15 protein-coding genes are annotated in these 17,765 nt (G+C 39.6%); 9 read left to right on the top strand and 6 right to left on the bottom strand.

Features of this window, described 5'->3' with window-relative positions:
- Positions 1-16 precede the first annotated feature (16 nt).
- Complete coding sequence (dsbD, locus tag EGS71_RS11935) at positions 17-1,831, top strand: protein-disulfide reductase DsbD (RefSeq protein ID WP_000733806.1); 1,815 nt, start codon at positions 17-19, stop codon at positions 1,829-1,831.
- Here the strand turns inward: dsbD and EGS71_RS11930 are convergent.
- Together EGS71_RS11930 and EGS71_RS11925 are read right to left on the bottom strand one after the other, a co-directional pair.
- Positions 1,823-3,016 carry a GGDEF domain-containing protein gene (locus EGS71_RS11930; RefSeq protein ID WP_000702281.1) on the bottom strand — a complete coding sequence of 398 codons (1,194 nt, stop codon included), beginning with the start codon at positions 3,014-3,016 and terminating at the stop codon, positions 1,823-1,825. The two genes, dsbD and EGS71_RS11930, sit on opposite strands and share 9 nt — an antisense overlap.
- A gap of 175 nt (positions 3,017-3,191) precedes the next feature.
- Positions 3,192-4,103 (bottom strand): alpha/beta hydrolase, encoded by a 912-nt coding sequence (locus EGS71_RS11925; protein WP_001025103.1) that lies wholly within the window; start codon positions 4,101-4,103, stop codon positions 3,192-3,194.
- A 149-nt stretch (positions 4,104-4,252) separates the two neighbouring features.
- On the opposite strand from EGS71_RS11925, the gene EGS71_RS11920 reads away from it, so the two are divergent.
- The gene (locus EGS71_RS11920; protein ID WP_000717017.1) at positions 4,253-4,690 is read left to right on the top strand and encodes a DUF2147 domain-containing protein; all 438 of its coding nucleotides are present in this window, start codon (positions 4,253-4,255) and stop codon (positions 4,688-4,690) included.
- Positions 4,691-4,728: 38 nt separating this feature from the next.
- On the opposite strand, the gene EGS71_RS11915 is transcribed toward EGS71_RS11920, so the two are convergent.
- The gene (locus EGS71_RS11915) at positions 4,729-5,079 is read right to left on the bottom strand and encodes an arsenate reductase (RefSeq protein ID WP_000913164.1); all 351 of its coding nucleotides are present in this window, start codon (positions 5,077-5,079) and stop codon (positions 4,729-4,731) included.
- Between the two features lie 455 nt (positions 5,080-5,534).
- Complete coding sequence (locus EGS71_RS11910) at positions 5,535-6,359, bottom strand: exodeoxyribonuclease III (protein WP_000612365.1); 825 nt, start codon at positions 6,357-6,359, stop codon at positions 5,535-5,537.
- Between the two features lie 38 nt (positions 6,360-6,397).
- On the opposite strand from EGS71_RS11910, the gene pyrE reads away from it, so the two are divergent.
- Both pyrE and EGS71_RS11900 read left to right on the top strand, forming a co-directional pair.
- Positions 6,398-7,048: an orotate phosphoribosyltransferase gene (gene pyrE, locus EGS71_RS11905; protein ID WP_000211302.1), complete on the top strand. Its 651-nt coding sequence runs from the start codon at positions 6,398-6,400 to the stop codon at positions 7,046-7,048.
- Between the two features lie 443 nt (positions 7,049-7,491).
- Positions 7,492-9,336 (top strand): N,N-dimethylformamidase beta subunit family domain-containing protein, encoded by a 1,845-nt coding sequence (locus tag EGS71_RS11900; RefSeq protein ID WP_000257880.1) that lies wholly within the window; start codon positions 7,492-7,494, stop codon positions 9,334-9,336.
- 69 nt (positions 9,337-9,405) lie between these two features.
- Here the strand turns inward: EGS71_RS11900 and EGS71_RS11895 are convergent, their stop codons facing one another.
- Entirely contained in the window at positions 9,406-11,595 is a 2,190-nt protein-coding gene (locus tag EGS71_RS11895; RefSeq protein WP_031946345.1) for a TonB-dependent receptor, read from the bottom strand.
- 227 nt (positions 11,596-11,822) lie between these two features.
- Positions 11,823-12,035, bottom strand: coding sequence for a DUF1737 domain-containing protein (locus EGS71_RS11890; protein ID WP_000781166.1), 213 nt, complete (start codon positions 12,033-12,035; stop codon positions 11,823-11,825).
- Positions 12,036-12,195: 160 nt separating this feature from the next.
- On the opposite strand from EGS71_RS11890, the gene gshB reads away from it, so the two are divergent.
- The 5 genes from gshB (at position 12,196) to EGS71_RS11865 (ending at position 17,756) form a co-directional block, all read left to right on the top strand.
- A complete protein-coding gene (gene gshB / locus EGS71_RS11885; RefSeq protein WP_001265491.1) occupies positions 12,196-13,140 on the top strand; it encodes a glutathione synthase in 945 nt (314 codons plus the stop codon).
- Between the two features lie 237 nt (positions 13,141-13,377).
- Positions 13,378-14,475, top strand: coding sequence for an undecaprenyldiphospho-muramoylpentapeptide beta-N-acetylglucosaminyltransferase (gene murG, locus EGS71_RS11880; RefSeq protein ID WP_000132438.1), 1,098 nt, complete (start codon positions 13,378-13,380; stop codon positions 14,473-14,475).
- A gap of 11 nt (positions 14,476-14,486) precedes the next feature.
- Entirely contained in the window at positions 14,487-15,935 is a 1,449-nt protein-coding gene (gene murC / locus EGS71_RS11875) for a UDP-N-acetylmuramate--L-alanine ligase (protein ID WP_000075472.1), read from the top strand.
- Between the two features lie 37 nt (positions 15,936-15,972).
- Positions 15,973-16,899 carry a D-alanine--D-alanine ligase gene (locus EGS71_RS11870; protein WP_000063661.1) on the top strand — a complete coding sequence of 309 codons (927 nt, stop codon included), beginning with the start codon at positions 15,973-15,975 and terminating at the stop codon, positions 16,897-16,899.
- A gap of 2 nt (positions 16,900-16,901) precedes the next feature.
- Positions 16,902-17,756: a cell division protein FtsQ/DivIB gene (locus EGS71_RS11865; protein WP_000057904.1), complete on the top strand. Its 855-nt coding sequence runs from the start codon at positions 16,902-16,904 to the stop codon at positions 17,754-17,756.
- The last annotated feature ends 9 nt before the right edge of the window (positions 17,757-17,765 follow it).

The raw sequence follows: 17,765 nt of genomic DNA, 5'->3' as shown, positions 1-17,765 counted from the left end.
GAACTCATTATTATTGATGAAAAAGCTTATTTCTCAGGCAATTATTTATTTTCTAGTAGCCGCTACTTTTGTATTGAGTCAGTTTGTCTTTGCAGAAGATAAGTTATTGTCACCCGAACAGGCTTTTTCATTTTCGGTTGAATCGCCACAATCGCATACCGCAAAGTTATCGTGGCAGATTCAGCCGAATTATTATTTATATCAGCATAAATTTACCGTACAACAGGGCAATCAGTCTTTAACTTTAAATTTGCCTAAAGCAGTTTCTCAATATGATGAGAACTATGGCCAAAGCCAAGTTTATTACCATCAAGTCAACTTCCAGATTAAAACCAAGCCTTCAGAGCACTACACTGTAACTTGGCAAGGCTGTGCCAAAGACCGTATTTGTTATCCTCCACAAACTATTGAGTTTCAAACTGACGCAGATGGTCTGGTCGGTCTGCAAAATCAGGCTGGTGCAGCAACAAAACGCTTATTAGATTTGGCAAATACCCAAGCATCAAGCTCTACGGAGTCTTTAGAAAATCAGAGTTCAGCTACTCAAGCTGAAGGAGCTGCTCCAGAGATTGCCCAAGATCAGGTTTGGTCAGCTAAGTTAATTGAACACTCGCTTTGGTATGGTGTTTTATTATTTTTAGGTTTAGGCATGCTGCTTGCATTTACGCCATGTTCTTTACCAATGCTGCCGATTTTAACTTCATTAATTATCCGAGATCACAAAGGTTTAAAAGCTTGGACGATTGCACTTACTTTTGTGTGTAGTATGGCATTGGTCTATGCAGGTCTAGGCTTGATTGCTTCTTCAGCGGGTTTAAATTTCCAACGCTGGCTACAACAGCCTGCTACTCTTATTGCGTTTAGTTTGTTGTTTGTGGTTTTTGCGCTAAATCTGTTTGGGCTTTTTGAGCTTCGGTTACCGCAAACTTGGTTAAATCGCCTTGATCGTATTCAGTCCATGCAACAAGGTGGTACTTTAGTTGGCGCAGGCGTTATGGGGGTGGTTTCTGCGCTCTTGGTTGGCCCATGCATGACTGCGCCTTTGGCTGGAACTTTATTATTTATTTCTCAAACCCAGAACCAATGGCAAGGTGCTTTGCTTTTATTCTGTCTCGGTTTTGGCATGGGAATCCCTTTACTCATCGCGAGTGTTTTAGGTGCAAAGTTCTTACCTAAAGCGGGCGACTGGATGCATCAGATTAAAGTAATTTTTGCTTTTCTGATGTTGGGGTTAAGCCTTTATTTCATCCGTCCTTTATTACCAGATTGGGGGATGCAAGCACTTAGTTTTGTACTTGGGTTGGCTTTTATTATCTATGCGCTGTATCAGTTCTTTTGGAAAAAAGGACAGTTACAGTGGCTTTATGCGCTCCTACTTTTATTGGTAACGCCATTTGTGGTTTATAACCAGTATCAACATATTCAAAATCGTAGCTTACAAAATTCTGAGCATATGGCTGAGTGGCATGTGGCGACCACGGCAGCAGACTTTCAAAAGATTTTAGCAGCAGCTCCTGCTGATCGGGCTATTGTTGTTGATGTCTATGCTGATTGGTGCGTGGCTTGTCAGCCTATTGAACATCGTATTTTAAAAGCATCTGAGGTTCAGACGGCTCTTGCACCTTACTATCTTATTAAGCTTGACTTGAGCCATTATGACCAGTCACATGAAGCATTGCTCAAACAATGGAATATTCTTGGGCCTCCTACATATCTCTTTTTAAACAAGCAACAGCAAGAAATTCGTTCTTTACGTTTAACAGGCGCATTTAGTCAGCAAGAGCTTTTACAACAGCTGGGAAGCTTATCAAAAGCTAAAGATTCAAATTGATTTGATCTGAGGTAGTTGGTGAAAAGTGCGTACTTGATTACGCCCAGAGGCCTTTACCGCATAGAGGGCTTGATCGGCTTGTCTAATCACAAGATAGGGGTCATTTGCAAAAGCAGAACTGCTGATGCCAAAGCTGGCACTTACATGAATTTGGATATTTTGATTATTGAAGATAGTCAATTCTTGTAAAGCTTGCCGGCAACGTTCAGCAATTTTTTCTGCTTGAATAATATCGGTATGAGGAAGTAATAAAATAAATTCTTCTCCACCAAAACGTCCAATAATATCTTCATTACGTAAGTTTTCAGAAAGACACCGAGCAATTTCAATCAAAACCTGATCACCTTGGTGATGTCCGTATATATCATTAATTTTTTTAAAATGATCGATATCAAGAAGGATCACGGCATAATCAAATTGTTGCTCATGAAGTGCTTCAAGATGAGTGTTTAAGCTTCGTCTATTTAAGACATTAGTTAACGGGTCGATTTGGCTTAAACGTTGAATATAGGTTTCTCGTTGACGCCATTGGGTCAGCAATATTTCAAATAAAATAAAACACGCCACTAAAATAGGCATAATAAAAAACAGCATACTTCCTAGCCAAAATGGATTGGTTTGGGCATGACGCATCGCTGTAAAATTAAATAGGGGAGCATATGAAATAACTCCCGTCATACTTAAATATGTACATACCGCTAGAATAATAGTTGCAGGTATAAAAGCGCTATAAACAATTTTTCTTTCAAATAAAACCAAACCTACGCCAATAGTGCCTACGTAACCCACCATTGTGGCAGGGCTGATACTACCAATTAAATATCCATCGTGGCACAACATCAGCATAAAGGCTTGTACACTAATTAAAGGCACAATTTTTTGCGCCCAAGCTTGGTCTTTGTAGCGATAACAAGGAATAATGAGTACAGCTAATAAAAATAAGGTCAGTAAATTCAGCCAGATTTGTGATTCAACTAAAGATAGATTTGCCCATTGCCAAATACTAGGAGTAATTAAAATATAGCCTTTCCATAAAATCCAACTGAAATTCATTGCGCAGGCGAGGGTAAGCATTAGTGCGCTTTTTTGTAATGGGGTCCAGTTAATAATGTGATTGTGGTGGATGAAATCGAGAATCACCTGTTTTATTTTATTTATAGGACGAGTGATTAAACGAATTTTCATAATAATAAAGGAACTCCTAAATAGAGATGTCTCTTCGTCAGATCATCCTAAAGAGGGAGAGTTTGAAGGATTCATAACCTAAACATACCATGATTCATAAATTAAACCTCATGATTTGGATTGTGAAAAATATGAAGAAGTGACAAATTTTAAATTTGTCACTTCTTCATTTTGATTACGTCTTATCAAGTTCATGAGCAAACTCAGCAATATCCGCCATCGCCTGTTTTGCTTCTTCGAACCAAGCATTAAACATTTGGAAGTTATGCCACATGCCTGTGTAAAGTTTAAAATGTACTTTGACACCTGCTTCTTCAGCTTTCTCTCTAAAACGTTTGGCATCGTCTAATAAAATTTCTTTTGAACCGACCTGAACTAATGTTGGCGGTAAACCTTCTAAGTTATCGAAAATAGGTGAAACACGCGGGTCATCTGCCGCAATATGATTGCCAATATAATGTTGAATACCGATCTGAAGAGCTTCAAGAGAAAGCAAGGCATCATGTTTTTGGTTAAATCTTAAAGACTCACTGGTTAGGGTTAAATCTAGAAAAGGTGACATTAAAATCAGGCCACTTGGCATAAGTTCGGGTTGTTCTTTTAAACGTAAGCAAAGTGCCAAAGCCAAATTAGCTCCACAAGAGTCACCAGATAAAATAATATCTTTAGGTTGGATACCTTGAACTAATAATGATTGATAGACATCATATAAGGCCTCAGTCGCCTCAGGATATGGATGCTCCGGTGCAAGTGGATAGTCCACATGAATAATCTGCATTTGGGTACGAGCAGCCAAATCTGTCATGAACGCATGATGTGTTTTTAAATTTCCTAAAAAAAAGGCGCCGCCGTGAATATGAAAAATAAGCTGGGTCGCTGAATCTTGAGCTTTAATTTCTTCACCCTTAATGCCAGCAAGTCGGATTGGTCGAACGGTTACATTTTTTTGTTTTGGAAATGCTCGGCAAAGTTGTTCAAGCATAGGGCGCAGAGCAGTTGGAGGTAAATTCAACTGACTTGGTTTGCGAATTGCTGTTTTAAGAAATGTTTCTGTGAAATAATATTTTAAAACATTAGGTATATTCATATAGTATCCGCTTATGTTAATTACTTGTTTCCCTATAAATTTTATTTTTCAAGGTTACAAGGTTACACGAAACAGTCACATTCAAAAATTGCAATATCGTTGCGAGTTTTGAATACTGAAGTCTTGGAAGACCCAAGGATATTACAAAAATGAAAAAGATTGCTTTAGCTTTAGGACTTGTTGGTATGGCTGCATTTGCCAATGCGGCTGACCCACTAAACGGAACGGTATGGAAAACGATTGATGACCAAACCAATAAGCCCAAAGCCGTAGTAAAGTTTACGGAACAGAAGGATGGAACCTTAACTGCAACCATTCAAAACATTTTGACACCAGGTGAAGAAAACGTTTGTACAAAATGTGAAGGTCCGTATAAAAACAAACCGCTTAAAGGTGTGACCATTGTACATAATCTAAAAAATGTAGGTGGTAACAGTTATGAAAACGGTACAATTTTAGACCCGAAATCTGGCAAAACTTACAAATTAAAAGGTGAGTTGGCTGAGGGCGGTAAGAAACTTAAATTACGTGGTTATATTGGCGTTTCAGCATTGGGCCGTAACCAAACTTGGATTCGTGCGAACTAAAAGCTTAAATAAAAAAACGAGCCAGTGGGCTCGTTTTTTTATGCGCTTAAGTTTTGATAGGCCGTTTCGTCAAAGCCTACCAGAAACCCTTTAGGGGTTTGTAGAACTGGTCGCTTAATTAAGCTTGGCTGAGCAATTAGCGCCTCAATAAGATGATCTTCACTGCTTAAAGCACGCGTTTGTTCTTCTTCAGATAGTTTTTTCCACGTAGTACCTTTCTTGTTGAGCACCGTATCTTGTCCAATTTCTTTTAGCCAGATTTTTAGGGTATCAGCATCGATCCCTTGTTTTTTATAATCGTGAAATTCGTAGCTCAAACCTTTTGCTTGTAAAGCATCAAATGCTTTTTTCATCGAGTTACAGTTTTTAATACCATAAATTTTTAACATTTTATCGGACCATGTCAAAAAGAAAGAACATACAGCCTAACCCAAAATGCATTTGAGCACTACTTTATACAGATACTTTTAAAACAAATGAAAAATAATGATTAAAACAATAAAGAATGTCATGTTATTGTCATAAGACAAGGTAATAATGAGCTTAATAAGAATAAATTAAAAACTAAAAGAACGTAGCGCAAAAAATAAGAGATAGAAAAGAGAAAACCCGCATTTAATCATCCTGATCATGCGGGTCTCATTTCAACGTCCATTGTCACATCCTTGCAAATAAACTTATCTTAAGTTTATTTTATCTTCCTACGGCGTCCTATCCTTTTGCGTCATCCTGACTGCTTCCCTGTGCCGTGGGGCTATAATGCCGTTAAACATGTGTAAGAAAAATACTCAAAAGCGACATGTGTTGTAAGCAAAAACGACAATGTAAGTGAACATGTGTTCACTTATTCTTGAATTTTATAGTCGATAATAACTGGAGCATGGTCACTAAACCATTGATCTTTATAGACCCATGCATTTACAGTGCGCGCTTTCCAGTCTGGTGAACATGCGTGGTAGTCAATACGCCAACCTACATTTTTCGCACGCGCTTGTCCGCGATTTGACCACCATGAATACAATTCCGCTTCTGTTCTTACAACACGGAAGGTGTCTACATAGCCAAGTTCATCATAAATGTGGTCAAGCCAAGCACGCTCATGTGGTAAACAGCCAGACGACTTTTGGTTGCCAGACCAGTTTTTAATATCAATTCGTTTATGAACGATGTTGTAATCGCCACAAATAATGATGGACTTATTCTCATCACGCCATTGTTTCAAGATTTTGGCGTATTCACCTAAAAATAAATCTTTACGTGCTTGCGCTTCTTCACCACTTGAGCCTGAAGGTAAGTATAATGATGCAATATGTACGGGATGTGACAAACCTAAATCGAATTCGGCAGAAATGAAGCGGCCTTGACTATCGGCCAATTCAAACCCTAAACCATCTTTAATAGAGACAAAGGGTAAGCGGCTATAAATTGCAGTACCTGCGTAGCCTGCACGCTCTGCTGGAAAGAGATGGGTATGCCATCCCTCGGGTCTAAATTTCTCAGTCCATTGTTCATGGGTAATGCGGCTTTCCTGCATGCATACGACATCGGCATCTGATTGTTCTAACCATTCAAGTAAGCCTTTCGTCACTGAAGAACGTAAGCCATTTACGTTAATGGAAACGACTCGAAGAATTTTTACATCACTTGGATACTGATCCTTTGGTATCATGCGAAAATTTAACCTCAATTGTGAATTTGGAGCACCTCATGACAACGCCTGTGTCATTTCACCCGCAAGCATTTATCGAACTCGCATTATCACGCGGTGTGCTTAAATTTGGTGAGTTTACTTTAAAATCTGGACGCGTGAGTCCTTATTTTTTTAATGCAGGCCTACTCAACGATGGTGAAGCTTTATCTCTTTTAGCACAAGGCTATGCCGATAAATTAACACAATGTGAAAATGTTGATGTGATTTTTGGACCAGCTTACAAAGGTATTCCATTTGTAGCTGCGACTGCTGTTGCTTTATCGCAAACACATAACAAGAGCGTGCCATGGGGCTTTAACCGTAAAGAAGCAAAAGATCATGGTGAAGGCGGTGTTTTAGTCGGTGCTGCAGTTGAAGGTAAAAAAGTCTGGATCATTGATGACGTGATTACCGCAGGCACAGCGATTCGCGAAGTGGTAACGATTTTGAAAAATGCCGGTGCAACTATTGCGGGTGTGTTGGTTGCGCTAGATCGTCAAGAACGTGGGCAAGGTGAACTTTCTGCAATTCAAGAAGTTCAAAAAGAATTAGAAATCCCTGTGCACGCACTGATTACCATGAAAGATTTAATGGATTATTTAGATGGAAAAGACGAAAAAGAAGCTTTAGCCGATATGCGAGCGTATCGTGAAAAGTACGGAATTTAATTTTTAACAATTTAAAAGGAAGCACAAAGCTTCCTTTTTCATTATTAATTTTTCTTAAAGGATATATAAAAAATAGAGTTAAAAATTATATAAAATATTCTTTCTTATTGTAAATATTATAAATTACTAAATAATACTTTGATTTTTTTACTAAATAATATTTTTTATTTTTATTTTTGGTTTTGTTTTTATTTTAAAATTCATGTGAAATCAATAATTATATTTAAAACTTAAAATACTCTTTAGAAACTATATTTTTTTCTTTTTGATAAAATATATTAAATTGCTGATGAATAATAAATTTAATAATTTTTAATTTTAAAAATTTTACCTAAGTTATTGATCTTGACGAATGCTAGAAATGAGCTCATTTATAGATAAAAGCGTTAAAAGATGTAAGAAATTTTCCAGTTTTTCATTTCATAAGGATAAGAGGTGGAAACATGGCAGTTTTTGGATATTCATCAGCAACTTCCGTCTTACCTGGAAGTTCAATCAGTTTTTATCTCAGTACTGATGTACCTGGGGTAATGAATTTAACCATAGAGCGTATAGGAACAACCTCAGTATCATCAACAATTACTACAACTCTTTTTACCCGATCACTTCCGACTACCAACCCATGGGAAGGATTTGGTTGGCCAGTTTCAACAACATTTAATATCCCTTCAAATTGGCCTTCTGGGTTATACAGACTTGCCTATATGTCTCAAGATGTGCTTACTTTTGTGATTCGGCCAGTCATTCCGGCGGCCGTTTCTAAGGTGCTTTTACAAGTCTCTTTTCTGACACCGACCGCCTATAATGCGGCAGGTGGCAAAAGTTTATATGATTTTAATAGTGTGGGAGGAGCTCGTGCGAATAAAGTTTCATTTAATCGATCTGGTGGTACACCAGCAAGTAATGGGCCTGAGTCTATTCTCATTCACTGGCTTGAAACTGAAGGAATAGCAATTGAATATTGCTCAAGTGTGGACCTCCATAGTATTTCAAATCTACTCACGAACTATGAGTGTTTGATCATTGCAGGACATGATGAGTACTGGACAAGAGCAATGCGAGACCAAACGGAGCAGTTTATTGCTAACGGTGGTAACCTGATCATACTTTCTGGTAACACATGCTACCGAGCTGTAAGGTTAGAACAAGGGAACCGCATGGTTGTTTTTTATAAATTTGCTGGTAGTGACCCGAATCAAAATGCTTATGATACGACTGTAGCATGGGCAGAGCCACCATTGAACCGACCCCAGAATTCATTTCTTGGGACTGGTTTCACTGAAGGTGCTTATGGTGGAACAGCGACAGCATATACAATCCGGTTTCCAGAACATTGGGTGTTCAACGGAGTTTTATCCACAACTACAACATCAGCTTTTATGACCTATGAGACTGATGCTGCAGCTTATGTAGATGAGGAGGAGGGTTACCCACGTGTTACTGGAGATGAAAATACACCACTGACTATGACTGTGCTTGCCTCAGCAGAGCTTGGTTCATGGACTGGTAAACCAGGGCGCGCGACAATGGGTATATTTTCTCATAACGGTACAGTTTTTAATGCTGCAACAACGGACTGGATATATGTTTTGGGTAGTGATGCCGTTGTGACTACTATCACACGTAATGTATTTTCCCGTCTTAAACAGCGTATAACATGGGATTGGGAGAATATTGGATATGCAAATGATTGCTGTGCGCTCACCGCATTGCAAGGCAAAATTTTCATGGCAACAACACAAAATAGACTTTTACAGCGGTACCCTATTGGTGCAGATGTAGCTTGGCGTGATGTTAGTCATGCGTATAATGTCGTTGCAATGACAGCTCTTGGAGATACACTTTATTGTGTTACATCCGATAATCAACTTTGGTGGAAGCCTGCTTCAGAGGGGGGGCAGCCTTGGGCTTCAATGGGGACTGGCCCGACTGGTGGAACCAAGGCGTTAGCTGCTACGGGCGGAATGCTTTATGCAGTTGATAGTCTGGGAGCATTATGGAGGGCGCCAGCAACGAGAACAACTCCGTCATGGGTAGCAATGACGACATTCACGCAGGATGCTACTGTTAATGCAATGGCTGCTTATGGAGATATTCTCTTCGCTTCAACTACAGATAATCGCTTGTTACGTTCAAACAATGACTTTATTTGTGAAAGTAGTGCATGGGCCTATATCCATCACTGTAACTATTCTGCTGGTCTGGCAGTAGTTGAATCAATCCTCTTTGTTGCTACAACCCAAAATCTTCTTTGGAAAATTGACCTTTATGGACTCCGTCAGCCTTAAGATTCTAAAATGTATACTATCTAATAAAAAGGCATACCTCTAAAATAGGTATGCCTTTTTAATACTTACTTAAAATTGATAATTCAAACGCAATAACACATTACGTGGTGTGCCTGGCATGCTGTCCGAACGCCAGTACTCTTTATTGGTTAGGTTATTTACCGCAAGTGTGACATTCCAAGGGTCGGCACTGTAGCCAATTGCTGCATCGACACGATTGAAGCCTTCCATTTTTACTTGATTATTAATATTTGGATAATAAGAACCCACATAGGTCACGCCCACTTCGGTATACCACTGCTCGGTTGGTAAATAACGAACAAATAAATTACCTGTGTTCTTAGATGTGTTGGCTAAATAATTGCCTTCACGTTCAGGATTTTGCTTGTCTTCTTTAACTTTGGCATCGGTATAGCCATACCCACCGCGAACAAAGACATTATCAAGTACACGGCCAATAAAACTAAATTCGAGACCACGAGATTGATGTTGACCAGCAGTTGCCCATACCTCTGGTTCACTGTCAGGATTCGGTTTATAACGAATATTATTTTTACGAATATCAAAGACAGAAAATTGAGTATTTAAACGATTATCGAACCATTCACTTTTTACCCCAACTTCATATTGCTCGTTATATTGAGGCTCTTTATCCATTTTCGCGACATCGGTACTTCCAGTAACATGGTTGACACCCATTTGTCCACCAAATGGTGCGAAGCTTTTAGAGTAAGACGTATAAAAGCTATGTTCAGGAACTGGTTGCCATACCAAGCCAACATTTGGGCTAAAAGTACTGTCTTTTACATTACGATGTTCATTCTTAATTTTGTTAGTGGTTGAAAAATCGAAGTAATCGTAGCGGAGTCCCATCATAAGTTTAAGTTGGTCATTTAGACCAATTAAATCTTGAATAAATACGCCGTAAGTTGTGCCTTCATTATAGTTATGCTGACTAATCTTTAATGGGCCATTGCCACGACTGTACTCTCGTTCACCAGTGATTGGATTAACGTAACCATAAATGGCCGATCCATTTTGAGTTTTATTGGCTAGACGTGGTTCTCGTTGTTCATAAGTCCAGTCTGTACCGACCATAATTTGGTGTTCAAGCTGGCCTGTCTTGAACTTTCCTTTAATATCAAATGTATTGGTTGTGGTCTTGTTGCTGGTTTGTTGCCAGTAGTAAATTTGATCGATGTAACCTTTTTTTGTACAAGCCTCATTCTTTGAGTTTTTTCCATTTAAACCACAATAATTTCCAAAGTAAAAGTGGTCAAAGTTCTGTTCTGCTTGTCGGTAGCTTGCTGCCCAGTGGAAGTTCCAATCAGGCGCATATTCATAATTCACATCGGTATGAACGACTTGCAAAATATCATCAACATAATCGCCGTCTTGGGCAAATCCCATTTTAATTGAAGTTCCCGCAGGCAAGTTGTCACGTGTTGGCCCACGGTCAGGTACACGATTTAATTTGTCATAGGTATATTGTGTGGTCCAAGTCAGCTTTCCATCGTCATTCTTATAGGTAAAGCTTGGAGAAAACATCTCAATCTTATTTTCAATACCAGAGCGGAAGCTGCCTGCCTCGCCATATTCTCCAGTCAAACGCACTGCTAAATTGTCATTAAGTACTTGGTTGATGTCAGCGGTTGTTCCGTAGTTATCGTATGAACCCGCATATGCGCCAACTGAACTTTTAGAGTCAAAATTGGCGAATTTACTCACCATATTCACAACCCCGCCGCCAGCACTACGGCCATATAAAACCGAAGCGGGGCCTTTTAAAATTTCTATACGTTCGATATTGGCTGTACTGCGGCGTACTTGCCCGCTTTCACGTATGCCATCACGGTAAATATCACCTGTATCAGCACCAAAACCACGAATCGTGATCCCATCACCACGCATATCGTAACTGGTTGATACACCTGGTGTACCTTGCAGCATGACGCTTAAATCATTCGATCCATAAATTTTATATTTCTGAACATCAATGGTATCAACGGTTTGAGGGATATCTTTTTTATCTAAACCATTACGAGTGACATTGGCTTTGTCATAATCGATATAGCTTTTAATCGGGTCGAGCTCACTCATGGCCTCGATTCTTATAGTTGGCATGGTGGCTGCGGCTTTTGATGAGGAGTCAATCAATTCCTCGGCGTTAGCACCTTGAATATTTAAAATCATTAAACTGAGTAAGCTGAGCGGGAATGAACCCTTAATTTGGGGAGATGATATAGAAATTCTTAACATAAAAATAAAATCAATTAACAAAAATAAAAGTATAAATGATAATTATAATCATTTAATTATTTAGACTAAAAGAACTATTAACTTAAAAAATGGCATATTTATTTTTTATTAACTGATTTTTAGGAAGTTAATTAGCAAATTAAAGGACTTGTTGGGTTGACTCATTAGTTTTTCTTGTTAATTAGGTTTTAGAGGGGCTTTTTATTGATAAAAATGCCCCTCTAAAATCACGCATTATTTTTGAGAACATCTAAAATATCCATTTCTGGATCATAATTTTCATCAATTGTTTTGCAAATCGCTTGGCCTACAATAACTTGAGAGCCATTAAAAGTCATGGTAGGTGCTTCATAGAGCTCCCAACCATGATTAAGTGCTTTAGTCACTCGTGCACAAAAAGCAGAGTCATCAGGTCCAGTTAAATAGCGATAAAGTTTCATCTTTAGCCTTTAAAAATAATATTTTATGATCATAGTTTAACTGAATTTACCTTAATTCAAGATAAAGAAATAACCGATAAGGTTTTACTAAAATTAAGAAAAACGAGTGAAAAATCTCAGCTATACTCATGCTAATTTAAATTTTAAGAAGAGCTTGAGCATGCGTGTACTTGTCGTCATGGATCCGATTGAAACCGTAAATCTGAAAAAGGATTCAACCATGGCAATGTTGTGGGCGGCGAGCCGTCGTGGACATGAGTTAGGTTATGCATTACAACAAGATTTATATATCGATCAAGGTAAGGCTTACGGTCTCATCTCTCCGTTAAAAGTTTTCGAAGATTACAACCATTATTATGAGTTAGGCGAAAAGAAAAAAGAATCAATAGCGGCTTATGATGTTGTCCTCATGCGTAAAGACCCGCCTTTTGACATGAACTTTGTCTACACAACTTACGTGCTTGAACAAGCTGAGCGTGAAGGTTCATGGATTATTAATAAGCCCCAATCACTACGTGATTGCAATGAAAAATTGTTTGCTACGCAATTTCCTGAATTACAGGTGCCGACACTAGTAACATCGCAGCAGAGCTTGATTCGCGAATTTATTACCGAGCACGGTGATGTGATCGTTAAGCCACTTGATGGTATGGGTGGTATGGGTATTTTCCGTTTATACCAAGACGGTGTAAATATTGGTTCTACCTTAGAAATGCTTACAGAATTAGGCACTCGCCCAATTATGGCTCAGCGTTATATTCCTGAAATTGTAGAAGGGGATAAACGAATTTTAATGGTAAATGGTGAGCCTATTCCTTACTGTCTGGCACGTATTCCGCAAAATGGTGAAGTGCGCGGGAATTTGGCAGCTGGGGGCTTAGGTCAAGCGCGTCCACTCACAGAAAATGACAAACTCATTGCTGCTAAAGTTGGTCCTTTCTTACGTGAAAAAGGTTTGGTATTTGTAGGTCTTGATGTAATTGGTAATTATGTCACTGAAATTAATGTGACAAGTCCAACCTGTATTCGTGAAATTGATGCGCAATTTGGTACATCAATTGCCGATGACCTATTTGATGTATTAGAAGCCGGTCGTCCAGCATAATGGTCTAGTTCGGGTGGTTTTCTAAGCTTATTATTGGAAATCACCCGAAAATATATGAATTAATAAAATCACAATATGAAATACGCTAGCGCTTTGTAGGCATATTTTCAAAAAAGCACATCTTTCTGTTATAAACGAGTGAAATTCGCTTTTCGTTAATGAAGCTTTAGGATTAAAATAAACGGCTACAAAAATAGATGACAATTTCCATTGTTTTTTGAGTTGAAGAATTAGACCGTGACCGATTCACAGCAAAGCAAACCTAAACATGTCATGATGATGGCTGCCGGTACTGGTGGACATGTTTTTCCAGCCCTCGCCGTAGCCAAACAACTTCAACAACAAGGTTGTCAAGTTTCATGGTTAGCCACGCCAACAGGTATGGAAAATCGTTTATTAAAAGATCAAAATATTCCAATTTATCAAATTGATATTCAAGGTGTGCGTGGAAACGGAGTGATCCGTAAACTTGCTGCACCTTTTAAAATTTTAAAAGCAACTTTTAGTGCAATGCGCTATATGAGACAGCTTAAAGTGGATGCTGTTGCAGGCTTTGGGGGATATGTGGCAGGCCCGGGTGGGCTAGCAGCGCGTTTATTAGGTATTCCTGTTCTCATCCATGAGCAAAATGCGGTTGCAGGATTTACCAATGCACAGTTATCCCGTGTTGCTAAAGTGGTATGTGAAGCGTTTCCAAATACATTTCCTGCTAGCGAAAAAGTAGTGACAACCGGCAATCCGGTACGTCGTGAAATCACTGATATCTTAAGTCCAAAGTGGCGCTATGATGAACGCGAGCAAGCGGGTAAGCCGTTAAATATTTTAATTGTGGGCGGCTCTTTAGGTGCAAAAGCACTGAATGAACGCTTACCTCCGACATTAAAACAACTTGAAGTTCCACTGAATATTTTCCATCAATGTGGTCAGCAACAGGTTGAAGCAACTCAAGCTTTGTACGCAGACGCACCAGCAAATTTGACCGTACAGGTTTTGCCGTTTATTGAAGATATGGCGAAAGCTTATAGCGAAGCAGACCTGATTATTTGCCGTGCTGGTGCTTTAACTGTGACAGAAGTAGCAACAGCTGGTGTTGCAGCAGTTTTTGTACCGCTTCCTATTGCGGTGGATGACCACCAAACTGCAAATGCCAAATTTCTGGCCGATGTCGGTGCTGCAAAAATTTGCCAGCAATCGACTATGACACCAGAAGTTTTAAATCAATTGTTTACTACGCTGATGAATCGCCAATTACTTACAGAAATGGCAGTGAAAGCGCGTCAACATGCCCAACCAAATGCAACTCAGCATGTGGTTGATCTTATCCAAAAAATGTAATCGGATTTACTATGTCTCCAACAACAGCTGCGAACCAAGCAAAAAAACTGATTAAAGTGCCTGAAATGCGCCGTATCAAACACATTCATTTTGTGGGAATTGGCGGTGCAGGTATGTGTGGTATTGCTGAGGTGTTAGCTAACCAAGGATATAAAATTTCCGGTTCAGATATTAAGGCATCAAAAACCACACAACAATTAGAAGAAAATGGCATTAAGGTCTATATCGGACACGAAGCAGAAAATATTAAAAATGCAAATGTGCTTGTCGTGTCAACAGCAATTGACCCGGAAAATCCGGAAGTTAAAGCTGCCATTGAACAACGTATTCCGATTGTACGTCGTGCAGAAATGCTCGGTGAACTTATGCGTTACCGTCATGGTATTGCTGTGGCAGGTACACATGGTAAAACTACAACCACCAGTTTATTAACAACAATGTTAGCGGAAGAAAACCTCGACCCAACTTATGTTATTGGCGGCTTACTTAACAGTACAGGCGTAAATGCAGCGCTTGGTGAAAGCCGCTTTATTGTTGCTGAAGCTGACGAATCGGACGCATCTTTCCTTTATTTACAGCCAATGGCAGCGATTGTAACCAATATCGATGCTGACCATATGGATACCTATGAAGGCAGTTTCGATAAATTAAAAGATACCTTCGTACAGTTCCTTCATAACTTACCATTCTACGGCTTGGCTGTGGTTTGTGGCGATGATGCGAACATCCGCGAGATTTTGCCACGTGTAGGCCGTCCGGTTATTACTTATGGTTTTAATGAAGATAATGACATCCGTGCTATCGATGTAGAGCAAGATGGTATGCGTTCGCACTTTACGGTATTACGTAAAGGACGTGAGCCGTTACGTCTAACTATTAATCAACCGGGTTTACATAACGTTTTAAATGCTTTGGCTGCAATTGGTGTTGCAACTGATGAAGGCGTTTCAGATGAAGCAATTAGCCGTGCATTAAAAGGTTTTAGTGGTGTTGGACGTCGCTTCCAAGTACAAGGTGAATTTGAACTTGGTGAAGGGAATGTAAAATTAGTCGATGACTATGGACACCATCCTAAAGAAGTGGAAGCTACGATTAAAGCTGCTCGTCAGAGCCATCCTGATCGTCGTTTAGTTATGCTTTTCCAACCACACCGTTACTCTCGTACACGTGATTGTTTTGATGACTTTATTGAGGTTTTATCTCAAGTCGACCAATTATTATTACTAGAAGTTTATCCGGCTGGGGAAAAACCAATTGTTGGCGCAGATAGCCGTACTTTGGCGCGTAGTATTCGCTTGCGTGGTCAGGTTGAACCGATTTTGATTGATCCGGTTGAAGGTAATTTGCAAAACATCATGCAAAATGTGTTACAACCAAATGACTTGTTATTAACGCAAGGTGCAGGTAACGTGGGAGCAATTTCAGTAGAACTTGCACAGCACCATTTGTATGTGAAATAAACAAAAAGTATTGAATTATCGGGTTAAGGATTTAAACGTGTCAAATGCTACAAAATTCGGCAAAGTTGCCGTGTTACTTGGTGGGAAATCGGCTGAGCGTGCTGTGTCTTTAGATAGTGGTCAGGCAGTTTTGGACGCTTTGTTACGTTCAGGTGTTCAGGCTGAGGCATTTGATCCGCAAGACCGTAGCGTGACTGAACTTGTAAACTATGACCGTGCATTTATTGTATTGCATGGTCGTGGTGGCGAAGACGGTCAAATCCAAGGTGTGCTTGAGTGGTTGAACATCCCTTATACAGGAACGGGTGTACAAGGTTCTGCCATTGGTATGGATAAAGTCAAAACCAAGCAAATCTGGCAAGGTAGTGATTTACCAACCGCACCGTATCGCATTATTACTAAAGAAACTGACTTGGATTCAGTGATTGCTGAATTGGGGCTGCCTGTCATTATCAAGCCTGTACATGAAGGTTCAAGTGTAGGCATGAGTAAAGTTGAGAAAGCTGAAGATTTTGCGGCAGCAATTGAAAAGGCAACTCAGCATGATGCTGTAGTTATGGCAGAAAAATGGATTACAGGACGCGAATTTACGATTTCATTCTTAAATGGTCAGCCTTTACCAGTTATTCGTTTGCAGCCACCAGCAGATGTTGCTTTCTATGACTACGAAGCAAAATATCAACGTAATGATGTTGAGTATGGCATTCCTTGTGGTCTTAGCGAAACTGAAGAGAAAAAACTACAAGCTCTATGTTTACGCGCTTTCCAGGCCGTAGGTGCAGAAGGCTGGGGACGTATTGATGCAATGCAGGATGAGCAAGGTAACTTCTGGCTTTTAGAAGTAAATACTGTGCCAGGCATGACCAGTCATTCGCTTGTACCAAAGGCTGCTAAAGCAGTAGGTTATAGCTTTGATGAATTGTGTGTTGCAATTCTTGAGCAAACATTGGAAGGTACGGCTTAAATATGGCACAACTTCCGGCATCCATGCGCCGTAAACGTGCGGCAATTACCTCCATTCATGAAAAACCGCCTACGCGCAAGCAAAAACTTGCCAATGCCGGCGGATGGGTGTTGCTGGTTATTGCCTTTTTAGTCTTGGCGGTCGGAATTTACGGACTATATAAAGTTATTACTGATGCAACTGTTGCAAAACTTGAAGTTGTAGGTTCAACAACTCCAGTTGAGACTCAGCAAGTGATGCGATATGTGCAGCCGATTGTAAAAGATAACTACTTTACATCTGATTTAGAGCAGATTCGTGATAAAGCATTAGAAATTTCATGGGTAGACCGAGTCGTCGTATCTCGTGCTTGGCCCAATGGTATTCGCGTTCGTGTTATGCCTCGACATGCTATCGCCCGTTGGGGAACAGGTCGCTTATTGAGCGATGGTGGCGATGTATTTAGTGAAGCAGAGCCGAGACTTCATCCTGAGCTTCCGTTACTACACGGGCCGGTAAGTCAGTCTAAAATGATGATGCGACGCTATAATGAAATTAATCAGTTATTCCATCCTGTTAATTTGCGTTTAAAAGAGTTATATCTAACAGAGCGAATGACTTGGTTTATGCAGTTTGACTCTGGTTTACGAATTATTGTTGACCAAGATCAAACAATGAATAAATTGCAACGTTTAAGTCATTTGGCACAATCTGACCTAAAACCTGTGTGGACGAAAATCTCAGCCATTGATTTGCGATATCGTAATGGATTATCTATTCAATGGAAGAATGCAACCCCACCTAAAATCGTGAATGGTCAGTTTGTTGTAACGAGTGATGACACAAGCATTGCAGGTGGTACAAAAGCAAAGCCATAATACGTGGCT

The sequence above is a fragment of the Acinetobacter sp. FDAARGOS_559 genome (genome assembly GCF_003940475.1).
Classification (GTDB): Bacteria; Pseudomonadota; Gammaproteobacteria; order Pseudomonadales; family Moraxellaceae; genus Acinetobacter; species Acinetobacter baumannii.
This window is presented reverse-complemented; position numbering and strand designations above follow the sequence as displayed.

Bases quoted from the DNA above. Each gene is read 5' to 3' on its own strand.
- EGS71_RS11915 (WP_000913164.1), bottom strand. From the start codon at position 5,079: ATGTTAAAAATTTATGGTATTAAAAACTGTAACTCGATGAAAAAAGCA.
- murC (WP_000075472.1), top strand. From the start codon at position 14,487: ATGTCTCCAACAACAGCTGCGAACCAAGCAAAAAAACTGATTAAAGTG.
- EGS71_RS11895 (WP_031946345.1), bottom strand. From the start codon at position 11,595: ATGTTAAGAATTTCTATATCATCTCCCCAAATTAAGGGTTCATTCCCG.
- EGS71_RS11920 (WP_000717017.1), top strand. From the start codon at position 4,253: ATGAAAAAGATTGCTTTAGCTTTAGGACTTGTTGGTATGGCTGCATTT.
- EGS71_RS11910 (WP_000612365.1), bottom strand. From the start codon at position 6,359: ATGATACCAAAGGATCAGTATCCAAGTGATGTAAAAATTCTTCGAGTC.
- gshB (WP_001265491.1), top strand. From the start codon at position 12,196: ATGCGTGTACTTGTCGTCATGGATCCGATTGAAACCGTAAATCTGAAA.
- EGS71_RS11925 (WP_001025103.1), bottom strand. From the start codon at position 4,103: ATGAATATACCTAATGTTTTAAAATATTATTTCACAGAAACATTTCTT.
- EGS71_RS11900 (WP_000257880.1), top strand. From the start codon at position 7,492: ATGGCAGTTTTTGGATATTCATCAGCAACTTCCGTCTTACCTGGAAGT.
- EGS71_RS11890 (WP_000781166.1), bottom strand. From the start codon at position 12,035: ATGAAACTTTATCGCTATTTAACTGGACCTGATGACTCTGCTTTTTGT.
- pyrE (WP_000211302.1), top strand. From the start codon at position 6,398: ATGACAACGCCTGTGTCATTTCACCCGCAAGCATTTATCGAACTCGCA.
- EGS71_RS11865 (WP_000057904.1), top strand. From the start codon at position 16,902: ATGGCACAACTTCCGGCATCCATGCGCCGTAAACGTGCGGCAATTACC.
- dsbD (WP_000733806.1), top strand. From the start codon at position 17: ATGAAAAAGCTTATTTCTCAGGCAATTATTTATTTTCTAGTAGCCGCT.
- EGS71_RS11930 (WP_000702281.1), bottom strand. From the start codon at position 3,016: ATGAAAATTCGTTTAATCACTCGTCCTATAAATAAAATAAAACAGGTG.